The sequence below is a fragment of the Chryseobacterium sp. A301 genome, from assembly GCF_054489425.1.
On sequence record NZ_JBTMWY010000003.1, the window covers coordinates 57,785 to 76,002 of the forward strand.

The window sequence follows — 18,218 nt, forward strand, 5'->3', positions numbered from 1 at the left end:
CCAGCACTCCAAATCCCTTAAATAAATTCTTTTTGTGCACTTAAAGCTCCTCTTTCAAGAAGCGACCCGTAACCGATTTTTTGTTCTTCACAATTTCTTCCGGCGTACCTTTGGCCACAATGGTTCCACCACGCTTGCCTCCCTCTGGCCCAACATCAATAATGTAATCAGCCAATTTGATTACGTCCATATTGTGTTCAATGATAATAAAGGAATTGCCCAAATCCACAAGCCTTGCGACGGTATCCATCAAAATGCGAATATCTTCGAAATGAAGTCCGGTTGTGGGTTCATCTAAAATATAAAGGGTGCTTCCGGTTTGTTTTTTGGAAAGTTCGGTTGCTAATTTAATTCGTTGGGCTTCACCTCCTGAAAGAGTGGTAGACTGCTGTCCTAAGGTAATGTAGCCAAGTCCCACATCATGCAAAGTCTTGACTCTGCTGTAGATCTTAGGAATGGGCTGAAAGAACTCAACAGCCTCATCAATAGTCATTTCAAGAACATCGGAGATGGACTTACCTTTGTAACGTACCTCGAGAGTTTCTCGGTTAAAGCGTTTACCATTGCAGGTTTCACAGTGCACATACACATCGGGGAGAAAGTTCATTTCAATCACTTTAAGTCCTCCCCCTTGGCACGTTTCACAGCGTCCTCCCTTGACGTTAAAGGAGAATCTTCCCGGCTTATAGCCTCGAATTTTACTCTCTGGCAATTCTGAAAACAGCGTACGAATGTCTGAAAACATTCCAGTATACGTGGCGGGATTGCTTCGTGGGGTTCGTCCAATTGGAGTTTGATCCACATCGACAATTTTATCAATATGCTCAATGCCTGTAAACTTCTTATAAGGCAGAGGCTCTTGAAGGCTTCGATAGAAATGCTTATTTAAAATAGGATAGAGAGTTCCGTTGATAAGGGAAGATTTTCCACTTCCTGAAATCCCCGTGACCACCACAAGTTGTCCTAAAGGGATGTCTACATTTACATTTTTCAGATTGTTTCCACTCGCTCCCTTGAGACTTAAGGTCTTCCCATTGCCTTTTCTTCGCTCAGTGGGAACCTCAATTTTGCGCTTTCCACTTAGATAATCAGAGGTGATTGTATGGGCAGAGGTTAGATCCTTCGGATCTCCCTGCCATAGCACTTCGCCACCGTGCTTCCCTGCTCGAGGTCCAATATCAAGCACGTGATCCGCCTCTAGAATCATGTCCTTATCATGTTCTACCACCAAAACCGAGTTTCCTAAATCCCGCAAGTTTTTAAGTGAGGCGATAAGTCTTTCGTTGTCCCTTTGGTGAAGCCCAATGCTAGGTTCGTCCAATATATACAAGACATTGACAAGCTGAGAGCCAATTTGAGTTGCGAGTCGAATCCTCTGGCTTTCTCCACCGGAGAGGGTTCGAGAACTTCTATTAAGGCTTAAATAATCAAGTCCTACATCCAGTAGAAATTGCAAACGAGTTTTGATTTCTTTTAAGATTTCGGATGCAATGAGTGTATGGGTTTTAGAAAACTTCCCGTCCAGTTGGCTCAGCCACTCTTTGAGTTCGGCCAGCGGCATTGCACTCACTTGCGCGATATTTAACTCATCAATTTTAAAGCTTAAACTTTCCGTTTGCAGACGAGCACCGTGGCAGCTTGGACACACATCTTCTGTCGTAAAATGCCTTTCTAATAGGACTGCGTCATAATTTTCTTTGTTTGCAATGAGATCCTCCATGTAAGGAATTAACCCCTCAAAATTAACTTTTATCTTCTTCGAGATCCCAGCGTATTTTAGATCTTTATTGAATTCTTTATGGAGTCCATTGTAAAGGTAGTCCAATGCCTCAGCGGAGATTTCCGAAAAAGGTGTATTTAGGTCTTGTCCAAAAATCTCAAGAATCGATTTTATTTGGCCCATTAGCCATTTGTTGTTTTTGATATCCTCTAGTGGGCGAAGGGCACCTCGGCTAATGGATAATTTCGGATTCTCAACAAAATATTCTTTGTTTATTTTCTTCACACTCCCAAGTCCCTTGCAAACAGGACAACTCCCTTTTGGGGAATTGAAGGAAAATGTATTGGGTTCTGGAAGCGCTAAGGAAAGACCTGAATCGTCATCCATTAATTTCTTCGAGAAATAATGAATTTCCGTTTCGTGGAGTTTTTGAATACCGATCACTCCCTCTCCCATTTCCATAGCGGTTCTTAGCGAACTTTCCATTCGGCTTTCCGTCGCATTCTCCCCGATAATCCATCGGTCTACAACAATGTCTATATCATGCGTTTTGTAGCGATCTAATTTTAGATCGTACTCGATGTCCTGCAACTCGCCATCAATCCTAGCTTGTCCATATCCTTTCTTCGCCATTTGTACGAACAACTCATGGTAATGCCCTTTTCGGGAGCGAATCACAGGAGCCAATAGAAGTACTTTCTCTCCTTGGTAATTAGACTTGATCACCTCTAAAATTTGCTCTTCTGTATAGCTTACCAGCTTTTTGCCCGAACTTTGGGAATAAGCCTCAGAGACGCGAGCGAAAAGAAGGCGAAGGAAATCGTATAATTCGGTAACCGTTCCTACGGTGGATCTTGGGTTTTTGTTAGTGGTTTTTTGTTCAATGGCAATGACGGGAGAGAGCCCTTCAATTTTATCTACGTCAGGACGTTCTAATCCTCCTAGAAACTGCCTTGCATACGCAGAAAAAGTTTCAATGTATCGTCTTTGACCTTCCGCAAAAATGGTATCAAAAGCGAGAGAGGATTTTCCACTACCTGAGAGTCCTGTAATTACGACCAATTGATTGCGCGGAATGCGCACATCAATATTCTTTAAGTTATGCTCTCGTGCGCCGTATATTTCTATATATTCGATTTCTTCGTTCATTATTTTAGGACTTTGACTATCAGAATCAAAATCGTACAAAATTACGAAATTTAACGCGATAAGCCGTCATAGAGAATGGAAAACCCACACGTGTTTACCCTTGGGTTTTCGGAATGTCGCATGGTCAAATCGCAATCCAACACGGTCTTAGAGCCCCCTTTTCCACTCATTTAGAAGGGCGAAAGAAAAAGAAAAGCAAAAGGTGTGTAACCTTTTGGTCATCTTGAACGTATATATAAGTAGAGCCCTATAAATACCGGGCAAAAGTTTACATGAGACAGTTAAAAATTACAAAGCAGGTTACCAACCGTGAGACGGCGTCCTTAGACAAGTATCTTCAGGAGATTGGTAAAGTGGAACTAATTACGGCAGACGAAGAAGTTGAACTTGCACAGAAGATTCGTGCAGGAGACCGCATAGCCCTTGAAAAACTAATTAAAGCAAATTTACGTTTTGTGGTTTCCGTATCGAAACAATACCAGAACCAAGGACTTTCCCTCCCCGATTTAATCAACGAAGGAAACTTAGGATTAATGAAAGCGGCCAAACGGTACGACGAAACAAGAGGATTTAAATTCATTTCTTACGCCGTATGGTGGATTCGTCAAAGTATTTTACAAGCGTTAGCAGAGCAATCTAGAATTGTGAGATTGCCTTTAAATAAAATTGGGTCCATCAACAAAATCAACAAAGCCTACGCACATCTAGAACAAGAGAACGAAAGACCTCCTTCCCCAGAAGAGTTGGCAGAAGTTCTCGACATGAGCGAGGATGACATTAAAGAATCCATGAAAAACAGTGGACGTCACCTCTCTATGGATGCGCCTTTGGTGGAAGGGGAAGACAGTAACCTGTACGATGTACTTCGTTCCGGTGAATCTCCAAGTCCAGACAAAGATTTGATGCTAGAATCTCTTCAAATTGAAATTGAAAGAGCCCTTCAGACGCTAACGCCCAGAGAGGCCGATCTAGTAAGACTTTACTTTGGACTTAACGGTAAGCATCCTATGACCTTAGAGGAAATCGGAGAAACCTTTGACCTTACAAGAGAAAGAGTACGTCAGATCAAAGAGAAAGCGATCAAACGTCTTAAGCACAATACAAGAAGTAAAATCCTTAAATCCTATTTAGGGAAATAGGACTCTATCCTTTTTGAATAAATCCTTCTAAGAAAGGGTTTGAACCTAATAACAAAGCCACTCGATGAGTGGCTTTGTTTTGTTTGGGCACTTATTTTTCTTTGCTTACGAGTTCTTTTCGAACTCGGCTTAAACTCTCTGGAGTGATTCCTAGGTAAGAAGCCACCATCCACTGGGGGGCTCGTTGCATTAAATTAGGATACATCTTAAGGAAATTCAAATACCGCTGCGAAGCCGTGTCTGACAATAGAGAATTGATTCGGTTTTGAAGGGAACGAATATGCTTTTGCAGAAGAAGATCATTGTTGACAATGGTCCCTGGAAACTGCATGCTTAGGTTTGAGAAAAAGTCTGAACTTAAAAAAAGAATCTCACTGTCTTCAACCGCCTCAATGTAATAGTTGGATTTTTCATTAAAATAGAGGGAACTGCGGTCACTCATTAGCCATTTTTCAGGCGCAAATTGGATAATGTGTTCTTTGCCATTGGGGTCAATCGAATACATTCGAAGAAGTCCCTTTTCTACAAAATAGGTACTCTGGCAAATTTCCCCAGCCCTTAAAAGAAACTCTCCCTTCTTTATGTGCTGAAGGGTATAATAGGCACCGCAAATACCGATGGCTTCCATGGGTATCTCTAAAACATCAGAAAGATAGTGTTCAATATTTTCCATCGTCTAAAACTAGACCAAAGATAATGAAATTGCTTGGTGTGAACTATTTTCTGTGCACACTCCGTTCTCAATTACGAGGAGCTGTGGGCTTTGATGAATAATTTTTAGGTCACTTGCAATTTGGTTGGAAAGCTGTCGGTATTGAAGTAAGTCTAGATAATAGAAATCCAGTTCCTTGTCCTGTTCTTCCATCTCGCGTTGAAAATTTTTTAAAACCATTTTACTTACGTGGCACGCCGTTGAGTGTTTAAACACCACTACTTTCTTCTGCTTCGAAGCCTCTAGCACAGCCTTCCAGTCGGCTTCGTTTCTCAAGGCGATCCATCGTGCATCCAGTTCAAAAGAAGGGTTTGAACCCGAGCTAAACAAATTAAAAAGACTCATATCCCAAACTATTTTTTTTATTAGTTAAACAGCGACAGTCCCTCACAACCCATTTGATATTTATATTATCTACTTATGGCTAACCGCTATTTCTATGGAAGCAAGAATCAAGTAAATATCAATAATAGAGCAATTGAATTCGCCGATTTCCTTTTATTGCAAATTCGTTGCCACTCAGTCCGACAGAATGTATTATTATTCTCTTGGACTGATTTTCTTTGAAATTTAGCGATTTAAAAGAAAGCCAATTGATTGTTGCAACCTAATTGGCACCTTTGAAAAATAGTGGATTCAAAAGCCAAATAAATTACCAGCCTTCTTTGTCTTTGAGAGCGTGCAACTGCGCTAAATGATGCTCACAATGCCATGCATAGTAAGCAAGACTTTCTCTAAGTGTGAAAGAACGATCGTATTCCGAGTGGTAGAATGTACGTTTCAGTTCTTTGTTGGTCAGAGCTTTAATTTCAAAAACCCAGCGTTTGTGAAGTCCTTTAAGAATAAGCATCGAGGGCTTGATATCGATCGAAAAACTATCTTGCAATTCTGCCCATGCGCTTTCTTTGTACGTTTTAATCGTGGGATTGTCTTCCGTAAGGGCTAATTTAAAGCGCAAATAGCTATTCATATGACTATCGGCCAAATGATTAATCAATTGGCGTGCTGTCCACCCTCCTTCACGGTAGGGCGTATCGAGCTGCTCCGTGGTCCACCCCTCGACCAGATTTTTCAATTTCGGATAAAAATCTTTTAGTGTGCGTAGGTGTTTGTCTACGTCTACGTCCGTGATCTTTTCACTTTGTTTGTATTCTCCTATCGGATATCGAATGTCCATTTTATCTTTCATAAATTTGTACAAGCGACAATTTGTCTTGTCTTTTGCATTCGGTCGCTTATTTGTGTAAAGTTAGTTTAGATTCTGCTAAACGAATTACACGATTAGATTAAATATTTATAAATAAATAAGGGTGTACCCTTTACCGAAGCCTTACAGAGGTAAAAAATAAGAATATGAAAAAAGCCTTACTCGTCGTAGATGTTCAAAATGATTTTTGCCAAGACGGATCGTTAGCCGTCCCCAAAAGCAATGAAATTATTCCTTATATCAATCTTCTAATGGAAGAAAACCAGTACGACCAAATTGTATTTTCACAAGATTGGCATCCTGCGAATCACAAAAGCTTTGCTTCCAACAATGGAAAACAAGTGGGGGACACGATCACTCTTAATGGCACTACTCAGTTCATGTGGCCAGATCATTGTGTTCAAAACACCAAGGGAGCTGAATTCCATCCGGAATTAGAGCTATCTAAAGCCACTCACATTATACAGAAAGGGAAAAACCCAGAGATTGATAGCTATAGTGCATTTCAAGACAACAATCACTTTGCAAAAACAGGACTTGATGACTATCTCAAATACCATGAAATTCAACTCGTGGAAATCGTAGGCCTGGCTCTAGATTACTGCGTCAAATTCACTGCGATCGATGCCTTTGATTTAGGGTATCTCACTTGTCTCCATTTTAATGGAACACGAGCAGTCAATGTAAAACCGGACAATGGACGCGATACCATCTATGAACTTTTAGAAAAGGGAGTTACTATATTGGGGTAAAAAATCTATTTACGAAACAAAAAATGCAGCCCGAGGGTTGCATTTTTTTATTTTCTAAAAGATAGGTTTTTGCCTAGAGCATTTTCAAATTGTTCACCTCTTGTTCCGTTAGAATTCTCCAATGTCCTCTTTTGATATTCTTTTTGGTTAGCCCTGAAAACATTACGCGGTCTAGGGTTTCCACTTCGTATCCTAATTTCTGGAAAATACGACGAATCACGCGATTCCATCCAATGTGAATTTCGATTCCAATCTCATTCTTTGGTTTCCCTTCAATAAAGGAAATGCTATCTACTTCTGCAATACCTTCGTCTAGACGAACTCCTTCAGAAATAATTCTTAAATCGTCCGTAGAAAGTTTACGATCCAAAGTCACGTGGTAGATCTTCTTCACATTAAAAGAAGGGTGAGTCAACTTTTTAGTTAAGTGACCGTCATTGGTTAATAGAATGACCCCCATTGTAGTACGATCTAACCGTCCTACAGGAAAAAGTCGGTAGGGAGAGGCGTTTGCCACTAAATCCATTACGGTTTTACGAGCCTTTTCATCCTTCGTGGTTGAGATATATCCTTTTGGTTTGTTTAAAAGTACATAAACAGGTTTTTCCGGCGTAATGTTCTGACCGTCAAAAACCACTCGGTCCGTTTTCTCGACTTGGTATCCCATCTCCGTTACCACTTTCCCATTCACTTCTACAAGCCCTTGGGTAATGAGTTCGTCCGCTTCTCTTCTAGAACAAATTCCAGAGTTTGCGATGTATTTATTTAAACGGATGGTATCTTTGTGAAGGTCTTTTTCGATTTTCTTTAAACGACGTTGTTGCACAAAATTACGTCCTCTATCCTCTCCTTTGTCGTCTCCTCTCGAAAACGGCTTCCTTGGATATTTCAAATCTCCTTTCGAATATTTATCTCTAGCATCAAACGGCCTTGATCCTCCTCTTTTGGGACGTGCTGAATTAAAGGACTTTGCCTCACCTTTTGTGAAAAGTCTAGGTTCTCTAGAAGTCTGTGGCTCCTTAGGCTCTTTCGCCTCTCTTGAGAAATTGGACTCTCTCGGTTCTTGCGTGCGAGGGCGCCGATCCCCTGAAGGGCTTGGTTTGGAGGGTCTTGGTTTTCTAGGTCTATCCGATTGATTTCGATCTTGGCGCATTTAACTTATATTTTTGCAAAGATAGTGATTTTGAAAATGGCTTTTCAAGATATTTACAATCTGGACAAGAGTCTCTTCTTTGGAATCAAATCTCTACTGCTACTTAGGACTTTATCAAAATAAAAGAGACTGCGTAAAATTTACGCAGTCCTCTATTTGTATAAAAAGATTCAAGTAAATTCTTATCCCTTGAAAGCTTTAATTTTCTCTGTGAGTTTAGGAATAATATCAAAAGCATCGCCTACGACTCCATAATCAGCAGATTTGAAAAACGGTGCTTCTGCATCGTTATTCACCACTACGATGGTTTTCGAAGAGTTTACCCCGGCCAAATGCTGAATCGCACCGGAAATTCCTACTGCGATATACAAATTGGGAGCAATCGCTTTCCCTGTTTGCCCTACGTGTTCACTGTGAGGTCTCCAACCTATATCGGATACAGGTTTTGAACAGGCCGTAGCGGCACCTAGTACTTCTGCAAGCTCTTCAATCATGCCCCAATTTTCAGGTCCTTTCATTCCTCGACCGGCAGAAACCACAATTTCGGCTTCTTTTAAATCTAGCTTTCCAGAAGACTGCTCATGAGAGATCACTTTGGTATCTTCGTTTTGTACACTTAATGCTTTTTCTGTGGTTGAACCTTGCACTGGATTTTCTTTCACTCCATAGGAGTTCTGAGATACGGTTACAATCACCTTATTACTCGTCGCAACCGCGTTCATAATTCCTTTCCCTGAAAACGCTTTACGCTTTACAGTGAAGGGAGAAACACTTGAAGGCGCTTCCATTGCATTGGTAATCAAACTATATTCCTTCGCTACAGATAGCATGGGAGCCACCGAGGAGGCATCCGTCGTGTGAGGGAATACAATTACGGAACCGTCTAGTACTTCCCCAATTGCTTTTGCAACTGCTTTTGCACTAAAATTCTTTAGTCCTTCGTCTTTAATTTCAATGACTTCCGAGGCACCGTAACGGTATAACACATCAGAAGAATCACTCGGGTTAATGGAGATTGCAGTGACACTCTCACCCGATAGGTCTGCAATTGCTTTCCCATAGGAGACGGCCTCAAAAGCTGCTTTTTTATAAACTCCGTTTATTGTTTCTGCGTAGACAAATACTGCCATTTTATTTATTTTTTCTTCGTTAATACTTAGATTAGATTACTTTCGCTTCTTCATGCAAAAGTCTTACTAACTCGTCAAGATTGTCTGGCGAAACCAATTTCACAGCCGCACGAGGCGCTACTCTTTCAAAGGTTTCCGCTTTTACGCGAACGTCTTGTTGCTGGGGTTCTACCACCTCTAAAGGCTTGCTTCTTGCTCCCATAATTCCACGAATATTTGGTATAATCACCTCTTTTTCGTCTACGAGTCCTTTCTGTCCTGCAATAACCGCAGGAAGTTTCACTGAAATGGTTTCTTTTCCCCCTTCAATTTCACGAACGGCTTTAAGCTGCGCTTCTTCTACTTCTAATCCGACGCATGCATTCACAAAAGGAGAATCTAAAAGCTCGGCAAGCATTCCGGGAACGGAGCCTCCATTGTAATCAATAGATTCCTTTCCACACAAAATAAGGTCGTATGAACCTGCACCCGCCACTTGCGCAAGAGCCTTCGCCGTTGAAAAACTATCTTGAGGATCCAAATTCACGCGTACTGCTTGGTTTGCACCTGTTGCAAGTGCTTTGCGAATAATGGGTTCATTTTCTGCCGGACCTACGTTGACTACGGTGACCTCAGCTCCTGCACTGGTTTGAAGTTGAATGGCTCTACTTAGCGCAAATTCATCTAGAGGGTTAATCACCCACTGAATCCCATTCTTATCAAGAGACTCTCCTCCCGCAGTGAAATTAATTTTCGAAGTAGTATCGGGAACACTACTGATACAGACTAATATTTTCATGTATTTATATGTATTTTAATTGTTGCTAAAATAATAAAAAAAGTCTTATGCATGCATAACAAATTAAAGTTTTACTATTCAGTGCATTACGTTCAAATTTGTTTATTTTAAATCCGGTCGACTTGGCCGAATCTCGATCTTGCTTGGAAGCGCTCTTCGATTCATCTTCAGGATACTTTCAATCAGTTCTCCAAGGTCTTCCGGTTGAATCTTCCAATGGTCTTTCATCGAGGGATCGTTTCCATTAAAATGGGAGGATACGGTTCCGGGCATAATCGTGCAAACACTAATGCCGTATTTCCGTAGATCGAGCATCGCGGCCTGAGTGAATCCCACCACACCAAATTTACTTGCATTGTAGGCTGAACCGTTCTCAAAGAAATTGGTTCCTGCTAGAGAAGAAATACTAATGTAATAGCCTTTGCTTTCTTTCAAGGCTTCTACCGTAGCTTTCAAGGTATAAAACGCACCGGTCAAATTGGTGTCAATCATTTGATTCCATTCCTCGGGGGAAAGTTCATCTACCGGTTTGAAGATTCCGACGCCCGCATTGGCAATGACCACATCAATCCGGCCAAATTTATCTAGAATTGCTTTGACAGCGAGTTCTTCTTTTTCAAAATCCCGAACATCCGAAACCACGCCGATTACGTCCATCGAAATACGACTTAGTTCTAGTGCTATTTTTTGGACGTCCTTTTCATTTCGACCGCTAATGGCCACTTTGTATCCACTTTTAAGCAGAAGCTGCGCCACTCCGTAACCAATTCCTTTGGTGGCTCCGGTAATGTATATCACTTTATTTTCCATGTCCTAAAAATACGAAAAACGCCCCAAAGTAGGGGCGTTTTCCAAGAAATTAATTAAACTTTAACCTTTCGCATAATTTTCAAAGAACAAAGGAATACTCTCAATACCTTTGTAAAAATTAAACAGTCCGTAGTGTTCGTTTGGAGAGTGAATCGCATCGGAATCAAGTCCAAATCCCATAAGAACAGACTTCGCTTCAAGCACTTGTTCAAACATAGCGGTAATCGGGATACTACCTCCGCTTCGGTAAGGAAGAACTTCCTTGCCAAAGGCAGTTTCCATGGCCTGTTTCGCGGCTAAATATTCTTTCGTATCGCTAGGCAGTACATAAGGCATTCCTCCATGATGTGGAGTGACTTTCACCTTTACATTGTCGGGTGCGATTTTATTGAAATACGCAGTGAATTTTTCAGTGATTTCGTCTGGAGTTTGGTACGGAACCAAACGCATCGAAATTTTAGCAAACGCTTTGGATGGGATCACGGTTTTGGCACCCTCGCCTGTGTACCCACCCCAAATGCCATTGCAATCGAGAGTGGGACGAATGGAGGTACGCTCAAGAGTCGTGAATCCTTTTTCTCCTTCCACTCCAGAAAGGCCAATGCTTTGCATGAACTCTTTTGGATTGTCTTTAAGACGATTCATTTCGGCGCGCTCATCGCTGCTTACTTCTAAAACGTTGTCGTAGAATCCGTCAATTTTAATTCTTCCGTCCTGATCAATTAATTCCCCAATCATACGAGAAAGGACATGAATAGGATTTGGAACTGCGCCTCCATAAAGTCCAGAGTGAAGATCTCGGTTGGGTCCCTCCACTTCTACCTCGACATAACTTAGGCCTCTTAATCCTGTGGTCACGGTAGGCTGTTCTCTAGAATAAATATGCGTGTCTGAAATCAGGATGCAGTCGCAAGAAAGTTTATCCGTGTTTTGCTTCACAAATCCTTCTAAACTTTTGCTTCCTACTTCCTCCTCTCCTTCAATAATAAATTTCACATTGCAAGGCAAAGAATCGGTCTTAATCATGGCTTCAAATGCTTTCACATGCATGAAAAATTGCCCTTTGTCATCCGCAGAACCTCTAGCGAACACAGCTCCTTCTGGGTGAAGTTCCGTTTTTTCAATATAAGGTTCGAAAGGGGGTTTTTTCCATAGATCGAGGGGATCTGGCGGTTGCACATCGTAATGCCCATAAACCAATACGGTCGGCAAAGAAGGATCGAGGATTTTTTCCCCGTACACAATGGGATACCCCTCGGTATCGCAAACTTCTACTTGGTCGGCCCCGGCATCTTTTAGGAATTGTGCTACTTTTTCCGCACAATCTAAAACATCTTGGTTGTACGCTGGATCTGCACTAATGGACGCTATTTTCAAGAGTTCGAATAATTCGTCAAGAAAACGCGCTTTGTTTTGCTCAATGTAATTTAAGGTTTGCTGCATTATCAAATATTTACGTAATGTGTAAAAATAGCAAAAATGCCTTGCGGGGGCAAGACATTTCGCGAATATTTATGAGTTTAAACCCCTAACCTGGAAACGAAATCCTTAGGGACTGCTCTTTAAAAGTAAGGAATCTCCTTAGTGTGTAGTAGCCTGAGGTTCTACCTTGGTTGAATCTGCATTCATTGCAGGGGCACTTAAGGTATCTACAGCGATAACCGCAGGTTCCTGTTTCGCTTTACGAGATTCCTCAGAATCGTAACGCTCTACTCCATCCTCCATGGCTAATACTCCTTGATTACCGCCTGCAGCAATTTTTTTACAACTTACTAAAAAGGCACATACGGCCACAGCAAATACTAGTTTTTTCATACAATAGGGATTAAATTTAAGGCCCAAATAGTTTAATACAGGCCCAAATGCATTTCGTTCGCCAAAAGTAAGAAATACTTAAGACTCCGCAAAACGATTAAATTGATTTTAATACTATTTTTCCTTTTCCAGACTGCGTAAAGATAAGGTAATTCACTCCCCCATCTTTCAGTTTGTATTTCTTTTTGATTTCCTCCGGTTTTAAGGGATGATTTTTTGAAATAATATTGAATTGACTGCCTTTGGGTAGCTTAGAGGGATCTGTAATTTCCATGCGCAATACACGTCCTGGAAAGTCCTTTACGAGCCGAGTCGAGGTGTAAAGGTGGGTGTTTTTGGCTAGTTTTTCAAGTCCAAAAACATTTGCGATATGGGAAAAAGCGCCCGATTTCAAAAGGGCATTGTTCGGTATGTATATATACTCTTTCGGCTCACCATATATAGGAGTACATTCAGCATCTTCCCTAGTAAACGTGAAATCCGGTTCGCCCGATTCTAAATTGACGCATTTAAAAAGAACCGATTCTTCTCCAAATTCCTGTTCCATATGAACCAAAACTTCTTTGACTTCATTTTTTACAGCGACAATCTCTATTTTACTCACCTTCTCAAGAACCTCCGTCAAATAAGTAAGGTCAATCAAGGGGGAGAGTTTAACGAGTATTTTTTTTGAACGCTTAAGAAGCAAGGATTGAATCTCTACCAGGTTAGGGGACAAATCTTCAAGCAAAAACACTTTCTTTTTCTGCGCATCTCTACGCGCTGGATCCAGATAAATCAAATCAAAACTTTCATTTGAATGACTTAAAAAATCATGGAGATCGCCCGTTTTAAATTCCGCTTCACGCCCTAGAACTTTCCAATTGTGCTTTACGATTTCAATTAGAGCCGAATCCCTTTCGATTAAAACCCTGCGTGTAAAGTCTTTAGATAAAAATAAGGGATCAATTCCAAACCCAAGGGTCAAATCCAAAAAGGACTCTCCTTTTCGCCCCCTACTTTTGTACTCCGCTGTGGCTAGGGAAGAGCTTTGTTCTAGATTTAGATGTTCGGGAAACACAATGCCCTCGGTCCGTAAAAACGGATATTTTTTGGCTGCGATTTGCCTGCCCTTAATCTGCACCACGATCTCTCGCATACTCACCTTCTCAAAGGGAGATTTCTTTAGCATCAAAGAGCGCAGATCTTCGTTAGAATGCGTGTCTATAAAAAGTTGAACCTCGGGATCGAGAAGGGAATCGTAGTCCATTTCACCGTGGGAATAGAGGGTAATTGAACTTGATTTAAGGTTCAAACATTTCAGAAAGTCGAACTGCTTTGAGTGAATTCGGACTGTAAAGAGATTCCACCGTGCGAATTACTTCGTGCTTAGGATATAAGTTTACGCCAATGAGCTTAATTCTACCCTCCTGAACCCAACTCTGTTCTTTGCAGGCAGATTGGTAAATCTTCTGGGTAATGGATCCGTTTTCAAAGGCTTTTTCAAATCCGCCCTCCTTTTCGATTTCCAGAAACTCTGCCCATGCTTTTTCACAAAGCTGAAGCGTTAAGTCTTCTACATAATAACTCCCTCCAAGGGCATCCTCAAATACGTTGATGAGACTTTCGTAAGCGAGTACGATTTGCTGTTTGAACCCAATTTCTCGACTCCACTCTGAACCAGACTCAAGTTTATAATCACTAGAATACAGGGCATCGGCGCCCCCTACCATGGCAGAAGAGAGCTCAAGGGTAGAGCGAATTAAATTGTTTTCTATATCCAGTTTGGATTTGTTTCGATTGCTGGTTTGGGCAAATATATAAGGTACTCCCGTCTTGTCATATTCTTGACAGAACTGATTGAAAAGAAGTTTAAGTGCACGAATCTTGGCAATTTCAAAAAAGTAATTGGATCCTACCGAAATGCGAAACAGAACCTCCTCTAGACACTCAGGTCCAAACACCTCAACAAGTTCCTTTAGTTTTCCAAGGCCCACAGCAAGCTGCTGCACCATGGTTGCTCCTGCGTTCTGATAAAGTGTCAAATCGATGCAAAGCGCCCGTTCAAATCCTTTAGCTAAGAACTCTTTGACGAGTTGATCGCTAAGTTTTTGAGTGGACTCCTCAAAAGGTTCTACCAGGGGAAAGACGCGATTTAAGTCCGTCACAATATGCTCGCAAAGCTCTTTGCTCGTTACAAACAAGGTTTTGTCCTCAAGGTCCTCCACATTGTTCTCCAAGGCAAAACTATACACATCTTGCTCTAGACTCTCATGGTAAGGGGCCACCAAACTACTTGACTCTTCAAGTCGGGGCAGTACCGCTCTTTCTTTCTTTTCTTTTGCATAGATAGGCTTGACCACGAGTCCTTCTAAATTCTCTTTGGAAAGACTTTCGTATAAATTCTCAAGGTTTTGCTGTTTTTTTACGAGCTCTTCCCAGGCTTCTATGGAGATAGGTTCAGACATGCACTAAGCTTTAAGAGCACTAACGAGTAGTGGCAGGTTTAATATTACTGGAATCTACGACCAAAATGAAAATCTCCTCGTCGGGTTTACGCATAAAGTAATTCTCTCGTGCGTATTTTTCTTTTTCGTCCTTGTTATTCATTAATTTTCTATAAAACGAATCGTTCTTCTCGTATTCGGTTTTGTAATAGTCAAGTTGGGTTTCGTATTTGTCAATTTCTTTGTTCAAATCATTGATAACCAAATACGACGTACTGTCAAAAAGCGTCATCCAGACCAAAAAAGCCACAATCGTAATAAAATACTTATTCAGTACATACGTCTTCAAAAGCCTTACGGTTTTGGATTTGGGTTTTAGGTCTTTGATTTGCGATTTCGACATTACATAGATTTTTTCAAAGAATTGTTAATCACTGTGGTTAAAAAGTCAATCGCCACATTGTTGTGTTTCATATTGGGAACAATCAAATCCGCTTCGTTTTTTGAGGGCTCAATAAATTCCTTATGCATCGGTTTAAGCGTGGTTTGGTAGCGATGCAAAACCTCGTCTAAGTCCCGTCCTCTTTCCTGAGTATCACGGCGAATCCGGCGAATGAGTCTCTCGTCCGAATCGGCATGGACAAACACTTTCAAATCGTATTCTCTGATAAGTTCGGGGTGAGTTAATACCAAAATACCCTCCACAATCAATACATTTTTCGGCTCAATAGTCACATGATCTCCCGTACGGCTGTGCGTCACAAAACTATAGATGGGTTGATCTATGTTTTCTTTGTTTTTTAGTTTCTTTACATGGCTTGTAAGAAGCTCAAAATCGATGGATTTCGGATGATCATAATTCAGCGATTCCCTTTCATGCAGGGAAAGATGCTGGTTGTCATGATAATAATTGTCTTGTGAAAGCACGTTTACGCCTTCTGTGCTAAGTTGTTGAAGAATTTTGTTTACCACTGTGGTTTTTCCACTTCCAGTTCCTCCTGCGATACCTATGACCAGCATGTTTAAATATTTTTTACAAAGATAATATTTTAATTAAAACCAACGAGACTTTGTCCCTATCTCCTTAGCCAATTCCAAATACATAATGCACCACGGCAAGAACCCGAGCGAAAAACTCTCGCATTTGGTTTCGGTAAAAGCTTTCGGGTCTGGATATATCTTGCGCATCAAAACCCAGGGCATTCATTTTCATATTTCTAGCAAAAAACAAAGCTCTAAAATTGTGGAACCCTTGGGAAACAATAATCACATTGCTTTCTAAATAAAGTTCTTTGCATCGATCGATACTCTCTTTGGTGCTCAGCCCTTTGGAATCTTTTAGAATAATATTTGCAGGGACTCCTTCTTGATATACAAGAAAGTTCTTCATCGCGGTAGGCTCATCGTAGCCTCTGCTTTTCTCACCACTCACAATAATCCGTTTGATCTTGCCGTGATGGTACAAAAGGGCAGCCGCCTCCATTCTTGCAATAAAATAGGGATTGGCATTGCCGCTCATGGTTTTAGGTGAAGTCCCTAAGACCAGGGCGGAGTTGCGAGGTGGAATTTTTGAAATTTTGGTATAGGTTCTCCCATTGGTTAGGGCAAAAACCCAAACATTGGCAAACATCATCACTAGAACGGCAAGTTCTAAGACTCGAAGCAAAATTTTCAATATGTTTAAAGCGCCTCTCAAAGTTGATCGAAATCTAAGACAATTTTTTCTTTTAACGCGTAAGACATACAGGCTAATATTTGCCCTCTGGACTCTTCGCTTTGGGTTAAATATTCGTTCTCAAGAAGTTCGACTTCTCCTTCCACTAACTTGCATTGACACGACCCACAAATTCCCGATTTACAAGAAAAAGGTAGCTCGAAATTTTGAACGGATAGACTTTGCAGAAGTTTGTTTTTGTTGGAATCCAAATCGGTTTCGTGCCACTGCCCATTGTACAGAAATTTAACATGGACGGGACTAATATGCGGCAGCTCCACCTCGACAGGGTAGATATCTTCGTTATAGGATTCAAAGAGTTCAAAATGGATTTGCTTCTTGGGAATCCCGTTCTCGTAACAGGCTCTAGCGATGGATTTAATCATTTCCCCCTTTCCACAGATGAGCACGTGATCCACCGCATCCCAAAGGGTAGATTCTTCGTCCGTATCATCGATCATCATCACTTGATTAATGATTAAATGCACTTTTTTCGCATCCAGTCTTCCTTCCAAAAAAGCATTTCCAAGCTTTTCCCTCGAATAAAAATAGTGAACGCTAAAGCGCTCTCTGTTTTCCATTTCCAAGGCATCAATTTCCTCTTTGAATGCAACGTCTTTTCTTGTTTTATTGCCATAAAAGAGAAAAAGGCGCGTGCGCGGCTCTGTTTTCAGCAGGGTTTTGAAATGACTTAGGATCGGAGTAATTCCAATGCCCGCTGCGAAGGCCACAATGGTTCTAAACTCATGAGGTTTTGAGACAATCGTAAAGCGTCCTTTAGGCTCGGACACCTCCAAATAACTTCCCACGGGATGCGCATGAATCAAACTACTTGTGGAACTCAGCTCATCGTTTACTTTAATTCCTAGAGTTAAAAAAGACCCTCCGCTCATTCCGGTCATGGAATAATCGTTCAGGTACTTCTCTCCCTTATGCTCATACTCAAGGGTCACATACTGCCCTGCAAGAAATTCAAAATTTGATTGTAATTCCGTCGGGATTTCCAGTTCCAAGGAAAAAGTACTTTTGGTAAGTTGTTGTTTTTTCGTTATTTTTAGCGGGTGAAACACACCCTTTTTGACTTTCTGTAAAGTTGATTCCATAGGTGTAACAAAACTAAGAAAAATTATGAAAAGAATTTGCCTCCTACTTGTAGTATCCCTAAGCTTAGTAGCCTGTAAAAAAGAAACCACCGTGAGCGATGCGGATCTCTCTTCTAGGACTGCCGCGGATTCTGCGGGCGCGCAAACCCAAGCGGTAGCCAGCATTAAAGAAGTTACTCCTCAGGCCTTTAGTGAATCGCTTAAGCTTTCAAACGACACGCTCTATGTAACGAATTTCTTTGCCACTTGGTGTGGACCGTGCGTAAAAGAAATGCCTCACTTCCAAGATAAAATCAAAGAACTTGAGGGGAAAAAAGTAAAATTCACCTTTGTGAGTCTTGATGAAAAATCCGATTGGAACACCAAAGTCCCGGAATTTGGAGACAAGTATCAAATCTTAGACAAGATTGTTTTACTAGACGGCCAGGCTTTGGGTGAAGATTTTTTCAGATCCAACTTTGAGTCATGGGAAGGAGCCTCTATTCCTTTCACTCAGTTCCGTCAGGGAACCCAAAAGAAAGAAATTGTCGGAATGATGACCCAAGAGCATATGCAAGAGCAGTTTTCTGCCTTTACCATCAAGTAACACGGCATCCTTTTACGAAACGAA

The 18,218-nt window shown here is 41.2% G+C and carries 18 protein-coding genes and 1 pseudogene; 3 read left to right on the forward strand and 16 right to left on the reverse strand.

The genetic code is table 11. The features are described from left to right. Positions 1–40 precede the first annotated feature (40 nt). Positions 41–2,869: an excinuclease ABC subunit UvrA gene (gene uvrA / locus ACX3PU_RS06190; RefSeq protein ID WP_459084077.1), complete on the reverse strand. Its 2,829-nt coding sequence runs from the start codon at positions 2,867–2,869 to the stop codon at positions 41–43. Positions 2,870–3,141: 272 nt separating this feature from the next. Between uvrA and ACX3PU_RS06195 the strand changes: the two genes are divergently transcribed. Beyond that, positions 3,142–4,008, forward strand: coding sequence for a sigma-70 family RNA polymerase sigma factor (locus tag ACX3PU_RS06195; RefSeq protein WP_459084078.1), 867 nt, complete (start codon positions 3,142–3,144; stop codon positions 4,006–4,008). Between the two features lie 91 nt (positions 4,009–4,099). Here the strand turns inward: ACX3PU_RS06195 and ACX3PU_RS06200 are convergent, their stop codons facing one another. The 3 genes from ACX3PU_RS06200 to ACX3PU_RS06210 form a co-directional block, all read right to left on the reverse strand. Further along, a complete protein-coding gene (locus tag ACX3PU_RS06200; protein WP_459084079.1) occupies positions 4,100–4,681 on the reverse strand; it encodes a Crp/Fnr family transcriptional regulator in 582 nt (193 codons plus the stop codon). Positions 4,682–4,690: 9 nt separating this feature from the next. Then, entirely contained in the window at positions 4,691–5,065 is a 375-nt protein-coding gene (ytxJ, locus tag ACX3PU_RS06205) for a bacillithiol system redox-active protein YtxJ (protein WP_459084080.1), read from the reverse strand. Positions 5,066–5,372: 307 nt separating this feature from the next. Beyond that, positions 5,373–5,909, reverse strand: coding sequence for a YfiT family bacillithiol transferase (locus ACX3PU_RS06210; RefSeq protein WP_459084081.1), 537 nt, complete (start codon positions 5,907–5,909; stop codon positions 5,373–5,375). Between the two features lie 164 nt (positions 5,910–6,073). Here ACX3PU_RS06210 and pncA point away from each other — a divergent pair, with 164 nt between their 5' ends. Beyond that, on the forward strand, positions 6,074–6,679 hold the full coding sequence (gene pncA / locus ACX3PU_RS06215; RefSeq protein ID WP_459084082.1) for a bifunctional nicotinamidase/pyrazinamidase: 606 nt from the start codon (positions 6,074–6,076) through the stop codon (positions 6,677–6,679). A gap of 73 nt (positions 6,680–6,752) precedes the next feature. Here pncA and ACX3PU_RS06220 read toward each other — a convergent pair whose 3' ends face one another. The 12 genes and pseudogenes from ACX3PU_RS06220 to ACX3PU_RS06275 form a co-directional block, all read right to left on the reverse strand. After that, a complete protein-coding gene (locus ACX3PU_RS06220; RefSeq protein ID WP_459084083.1) occupies positions 6,753–7,832 on the reverse strand; it encodes a pseudouridine synthase in 1,080 nt (359 codons plus the stop codon). 182 nt (positions 7,833–8,014) lie between these two features. Then, positions 8,015–8,962: an electron transfer flavoprotein subunit alpha/FixB family protein gene (locus ACX3PU_RS06225; protein ID WP_459084084.1), complete on the reverse strand. Its 948-nt coding sequence runs from the start codon at positions 8,960–8,962 to the stop codon at positions 8,015–8,017. A 31-nt stretch (positions 8,963–8,993) separates the two neighbouring features. After that, positions 8,994–9,740 carry an electron transfer flavoprotein subunit beta/FixA family protein gene (locus ACX3PU_RS06230; protein ID WP_459084085.1) on the reverse strand — a complete coding sequence of 249 codons (747 nt, stop codon included), beginning with the start codon at positions 9,738–9,740 and terminating at the stop codon, positions 8,994–8,996. 102 nt (positions 9,741–9,842) lie between these two features. Beyond that, on the reverse strand, positions 9,843–10,550 hold the full coding sequence (locus ACX3PU_RS06235) for an SDR family oxidoreductase (RefSeq protein ID WP_459084086.1): 708 nt from the start codon (positions 10,548–10,550) through the stop codon (positions 9,843–9,845). Positions 10,551–10,610: 60 nt separating this feature from the next. After that, complete coding sequence (locus tag ACX3PU_RS06240) at positions 10,611–11,993, reverse strand: dipeptidase (protein WP_459084087.1); 1,383 nt, start codon at positions 11,991–11,993, stop codon at positions 10,611–10,613. Positions 11,994–12,131: 138 nt separating this feature from the next. Further along, the gene (locus ACX3PU_RS06245) at positions 12,132–12,365 is read right to left on the reverse strand and encodes a hypothetical protein (RefSeq protein ID WP_459084088.1); all 234 of its coding nucleotides are present in this window, start codon (positions 12,363–12,365) and stop codon (positions 12,132–12,134) included. A gap of 97 nt (positions 12,366–12,462) precedes the next feature. Continuing rightward, positions 12,463–13,614 carry a THUMP-like domain-containing protein gene (locus ACX3PU_RS06250; RefSeq protein ID WP_459084089.1) on the reverse strand — a complete coding sequence of 384 codons (1,152 nt, stop codon included), beginning with the start codon at positions 13,612–13,614 and terminating at the stop codon, positions 12,463–12,465. Between the two features lie 34 nt (positions 13,615–13,648). Continuing rightward, the gene (locus tag ACX3PU_RS06255; protein ID WP_459084090.1) at positions 13,649–14,812 is read right to left on the reverse strand and encodes a methylmalonyl-CoA mutase family protein; all 1,164 of its coding nucleotides are present in this window, start codon (positions 14,810–14,812) and stop codon (positions 13,649–13,651) included. Between the two features lie 19 nt (positions 14,813–14,831). Beyond that, the gene (locus ACX3PU_RS06260) at positions 14,832–15,194 is read right to left on the reverse strand and encodes an FtsB family cell division protein (RefSeq protein ID WP_459084091.1); all 363 of its coding nucleotides are present in this window, start codon (positions 15,192–15,194) and stop codon (positions 14,832–14,834) included. Beyond that, a pseudogene (gene udk / locus ACX3PU_RS06265) lies at positions 15,194–15,826 on the reverse strand (uridine kinase); the annotation flags it as partial. The gene ACX3PU_RS06260 and the pseudogene udk, both read right to left, overlap by 1 nt. 49 nt (positions 15,827–15,875) lie before the next feature. Continuing rightward, positions 15,876–16,487, reverse strand: a complete 612-nt coding sequence (locus ACX3PU_RS06270; RefSeq protein WP_459084092.1) for a SanA/YdcF family protein — start codon at positions 16,485–16,487, stop codon at positions 15,876–15,878. Then, positions 16,484–17,608: a 2Fe-2S iron-sulfur cluster-binding protein gene (locus ACX3PU_RS06275; RefSeq protein WP_459084094.1), complete on the reverse strand. Its 1,125-nt coding sequence runs from the start codon at positions 17,606–17,608 to the stop codon at positions 16,484–16,486. The genes ACX3PU_RS06270 and ACX3PU_RS06275 overlap by 4 nt, the downstream gene beginning before the upstream one ends. A 25-nt stretch (positions 17,609–17,633) precedes the next feature. Here ACX3PU_RS06275 and ACX3PU_RS06280 point away from each other — a divergent pair, with 25 nt between their 5' ends. Beyond that, the gene (locus tag ACX3PU_RS06280; RefSeq protein WP_459084095.1) at positions 17,634–18,194 is read left to right on the forward strand and encodes a TlpA disulfide reductase family protein; all 561 of its coding nucleotides are present in this window, start codon (positions 17,634–17,636) and stop codon (positions 18,192–18,194) included. Positions 18,195–18,218 lie beyond the last annotated feature (24 nt).

What these genes read in the sequence shown, in the direction of transcription:
- ACX3PU_RS06245 (WP_459084088.1), bottom strand. Translation starts at nt 12,365, where the DNA reads ATGAAAAAACTAGTATTTGCTGTGGCCGTATGTGCCTTTTTAGTAAGT.
- ACX3PU_RS06195 (WP_459084078.1), top strand. Translation starts at nt 3,142, where the DNA reads ATGAGACAGTTAAAAATTACAAAGCAGGTTACCAACCGTGAGACGGCG.
- ACX3PU_RS06210 (WP_459084081.1), bottom strand. Translation starts at nt 5,909, where the DNA reads ATGAAAGATAAAATGGACATTCGATATCCGATAGGAGAATACAAACAA.
- ACX3PU_RS06280 (WP_459084095.1), top strand. Translation starts at nt 17,634, where the DNA reads ATGAAAAGAATTTGCCTCCTACTTGTAGTATCCCTAAGCTTAGTAGCC.
- ACX3PU_RS06230 (WP_459084085.1), bottom strand. Translation starts at nt 9,740, where the DNA reads ATGAAAATATTAGTCTGTATCAGTAGTGTTCCCGATACTACTTCGAAA.
- ACX3PU_RS06200 (WP_459084079.1), bottom strand. Translation starts at nt 4,681, where the DNA reads ATGGAAAATATTGAACACTATCTTTCTGATGTTTTAGAGATACCCATG.
- ACX3PU_RS06260 (WP_459084091.1), bottom strand. Translation starts at nt 15,194, where the DNA reads ATGTCGAAATCGCAAATCAAAGACCTAAAACCCAAATCCAAAACCGTA.
- uvrA (WP_459084077.1), bottom strand. Translation starts at nt 2,869, where the DNA reads ATGAACGAAGAAATCGAATATATAGAAATATACGGCGCACGAGAGCAT.
- ACX3PU_RS06275 (WP_459084094.1), bottom strand. Translation starts at nt 17,608, where the DNA reads ATGGAATCAACTTTACAGAAAGTCAAAAAGGGTGTGTTTCACCCGCTA.
- pncA (WP_459084082.1), top strand. Translation starts at nt 6,074, where the DNA reads ATGAAAAAAGCCTTACTCGTCGTAGATGTTCAAAATGATTTTTGCCAA.
- ytxJ (WP_459084080.1), bottom strand. Translation starts at nt 5,065, where the DNA reads ATGAGTCTTTTTAATTTGTTTAGCTCGGGTTCAAACCCTTCTTTTGAA.
- ACX3PU_RS06255 (WP_459084090.1), bottom strand. Translation starts at nt 14,812, where the DNA reads ATGTCTGAACCTATCTCCATAGAAGCCTGGGAAGAGCTCGTAAAAAAA.
- ACX3PU_RS06225 (WP_459084084.1), bottom strand. Translation starts at nt 8,962, where the DNA reads ATGGCAGTATTTGTCTACGCAGAAACAATAAACGGAGTTTATAAAAAA.
- ACX3PU_RS06250 (WP_459084089.1), bottom strand. Translation starts at nt 13,614, where the DNA reads ATGGACTACGATTCCCTTCTCGATCCCGAGGTTCAACTTTTTATAGAC.
- ACX3PU_RS06235 (WP_459084086.1), bottom strand. Translation starts at nt 10,550, where the DNA reads ATGGAAAATAAAGTGATATACATTACCGGAGCCACCAAAGGAATTGGT.
- ACX3PU_RS06240 (WP_459084087.1), bottom strand. Translation starts at nt 11,993, where the DNA reads ATGCAGCAAACCTTAAATTACATTGAGCAAAACAAAGCGCGTTTTCTT.
- ACX3PU_RS06220 (WP_459084083.1), bottom strand. Translation starts at nt 7,832, where the DNA reads ATGCGCCAAGATCGAAATCAATCGGATAGACCTAGAAAACCAAGACCC.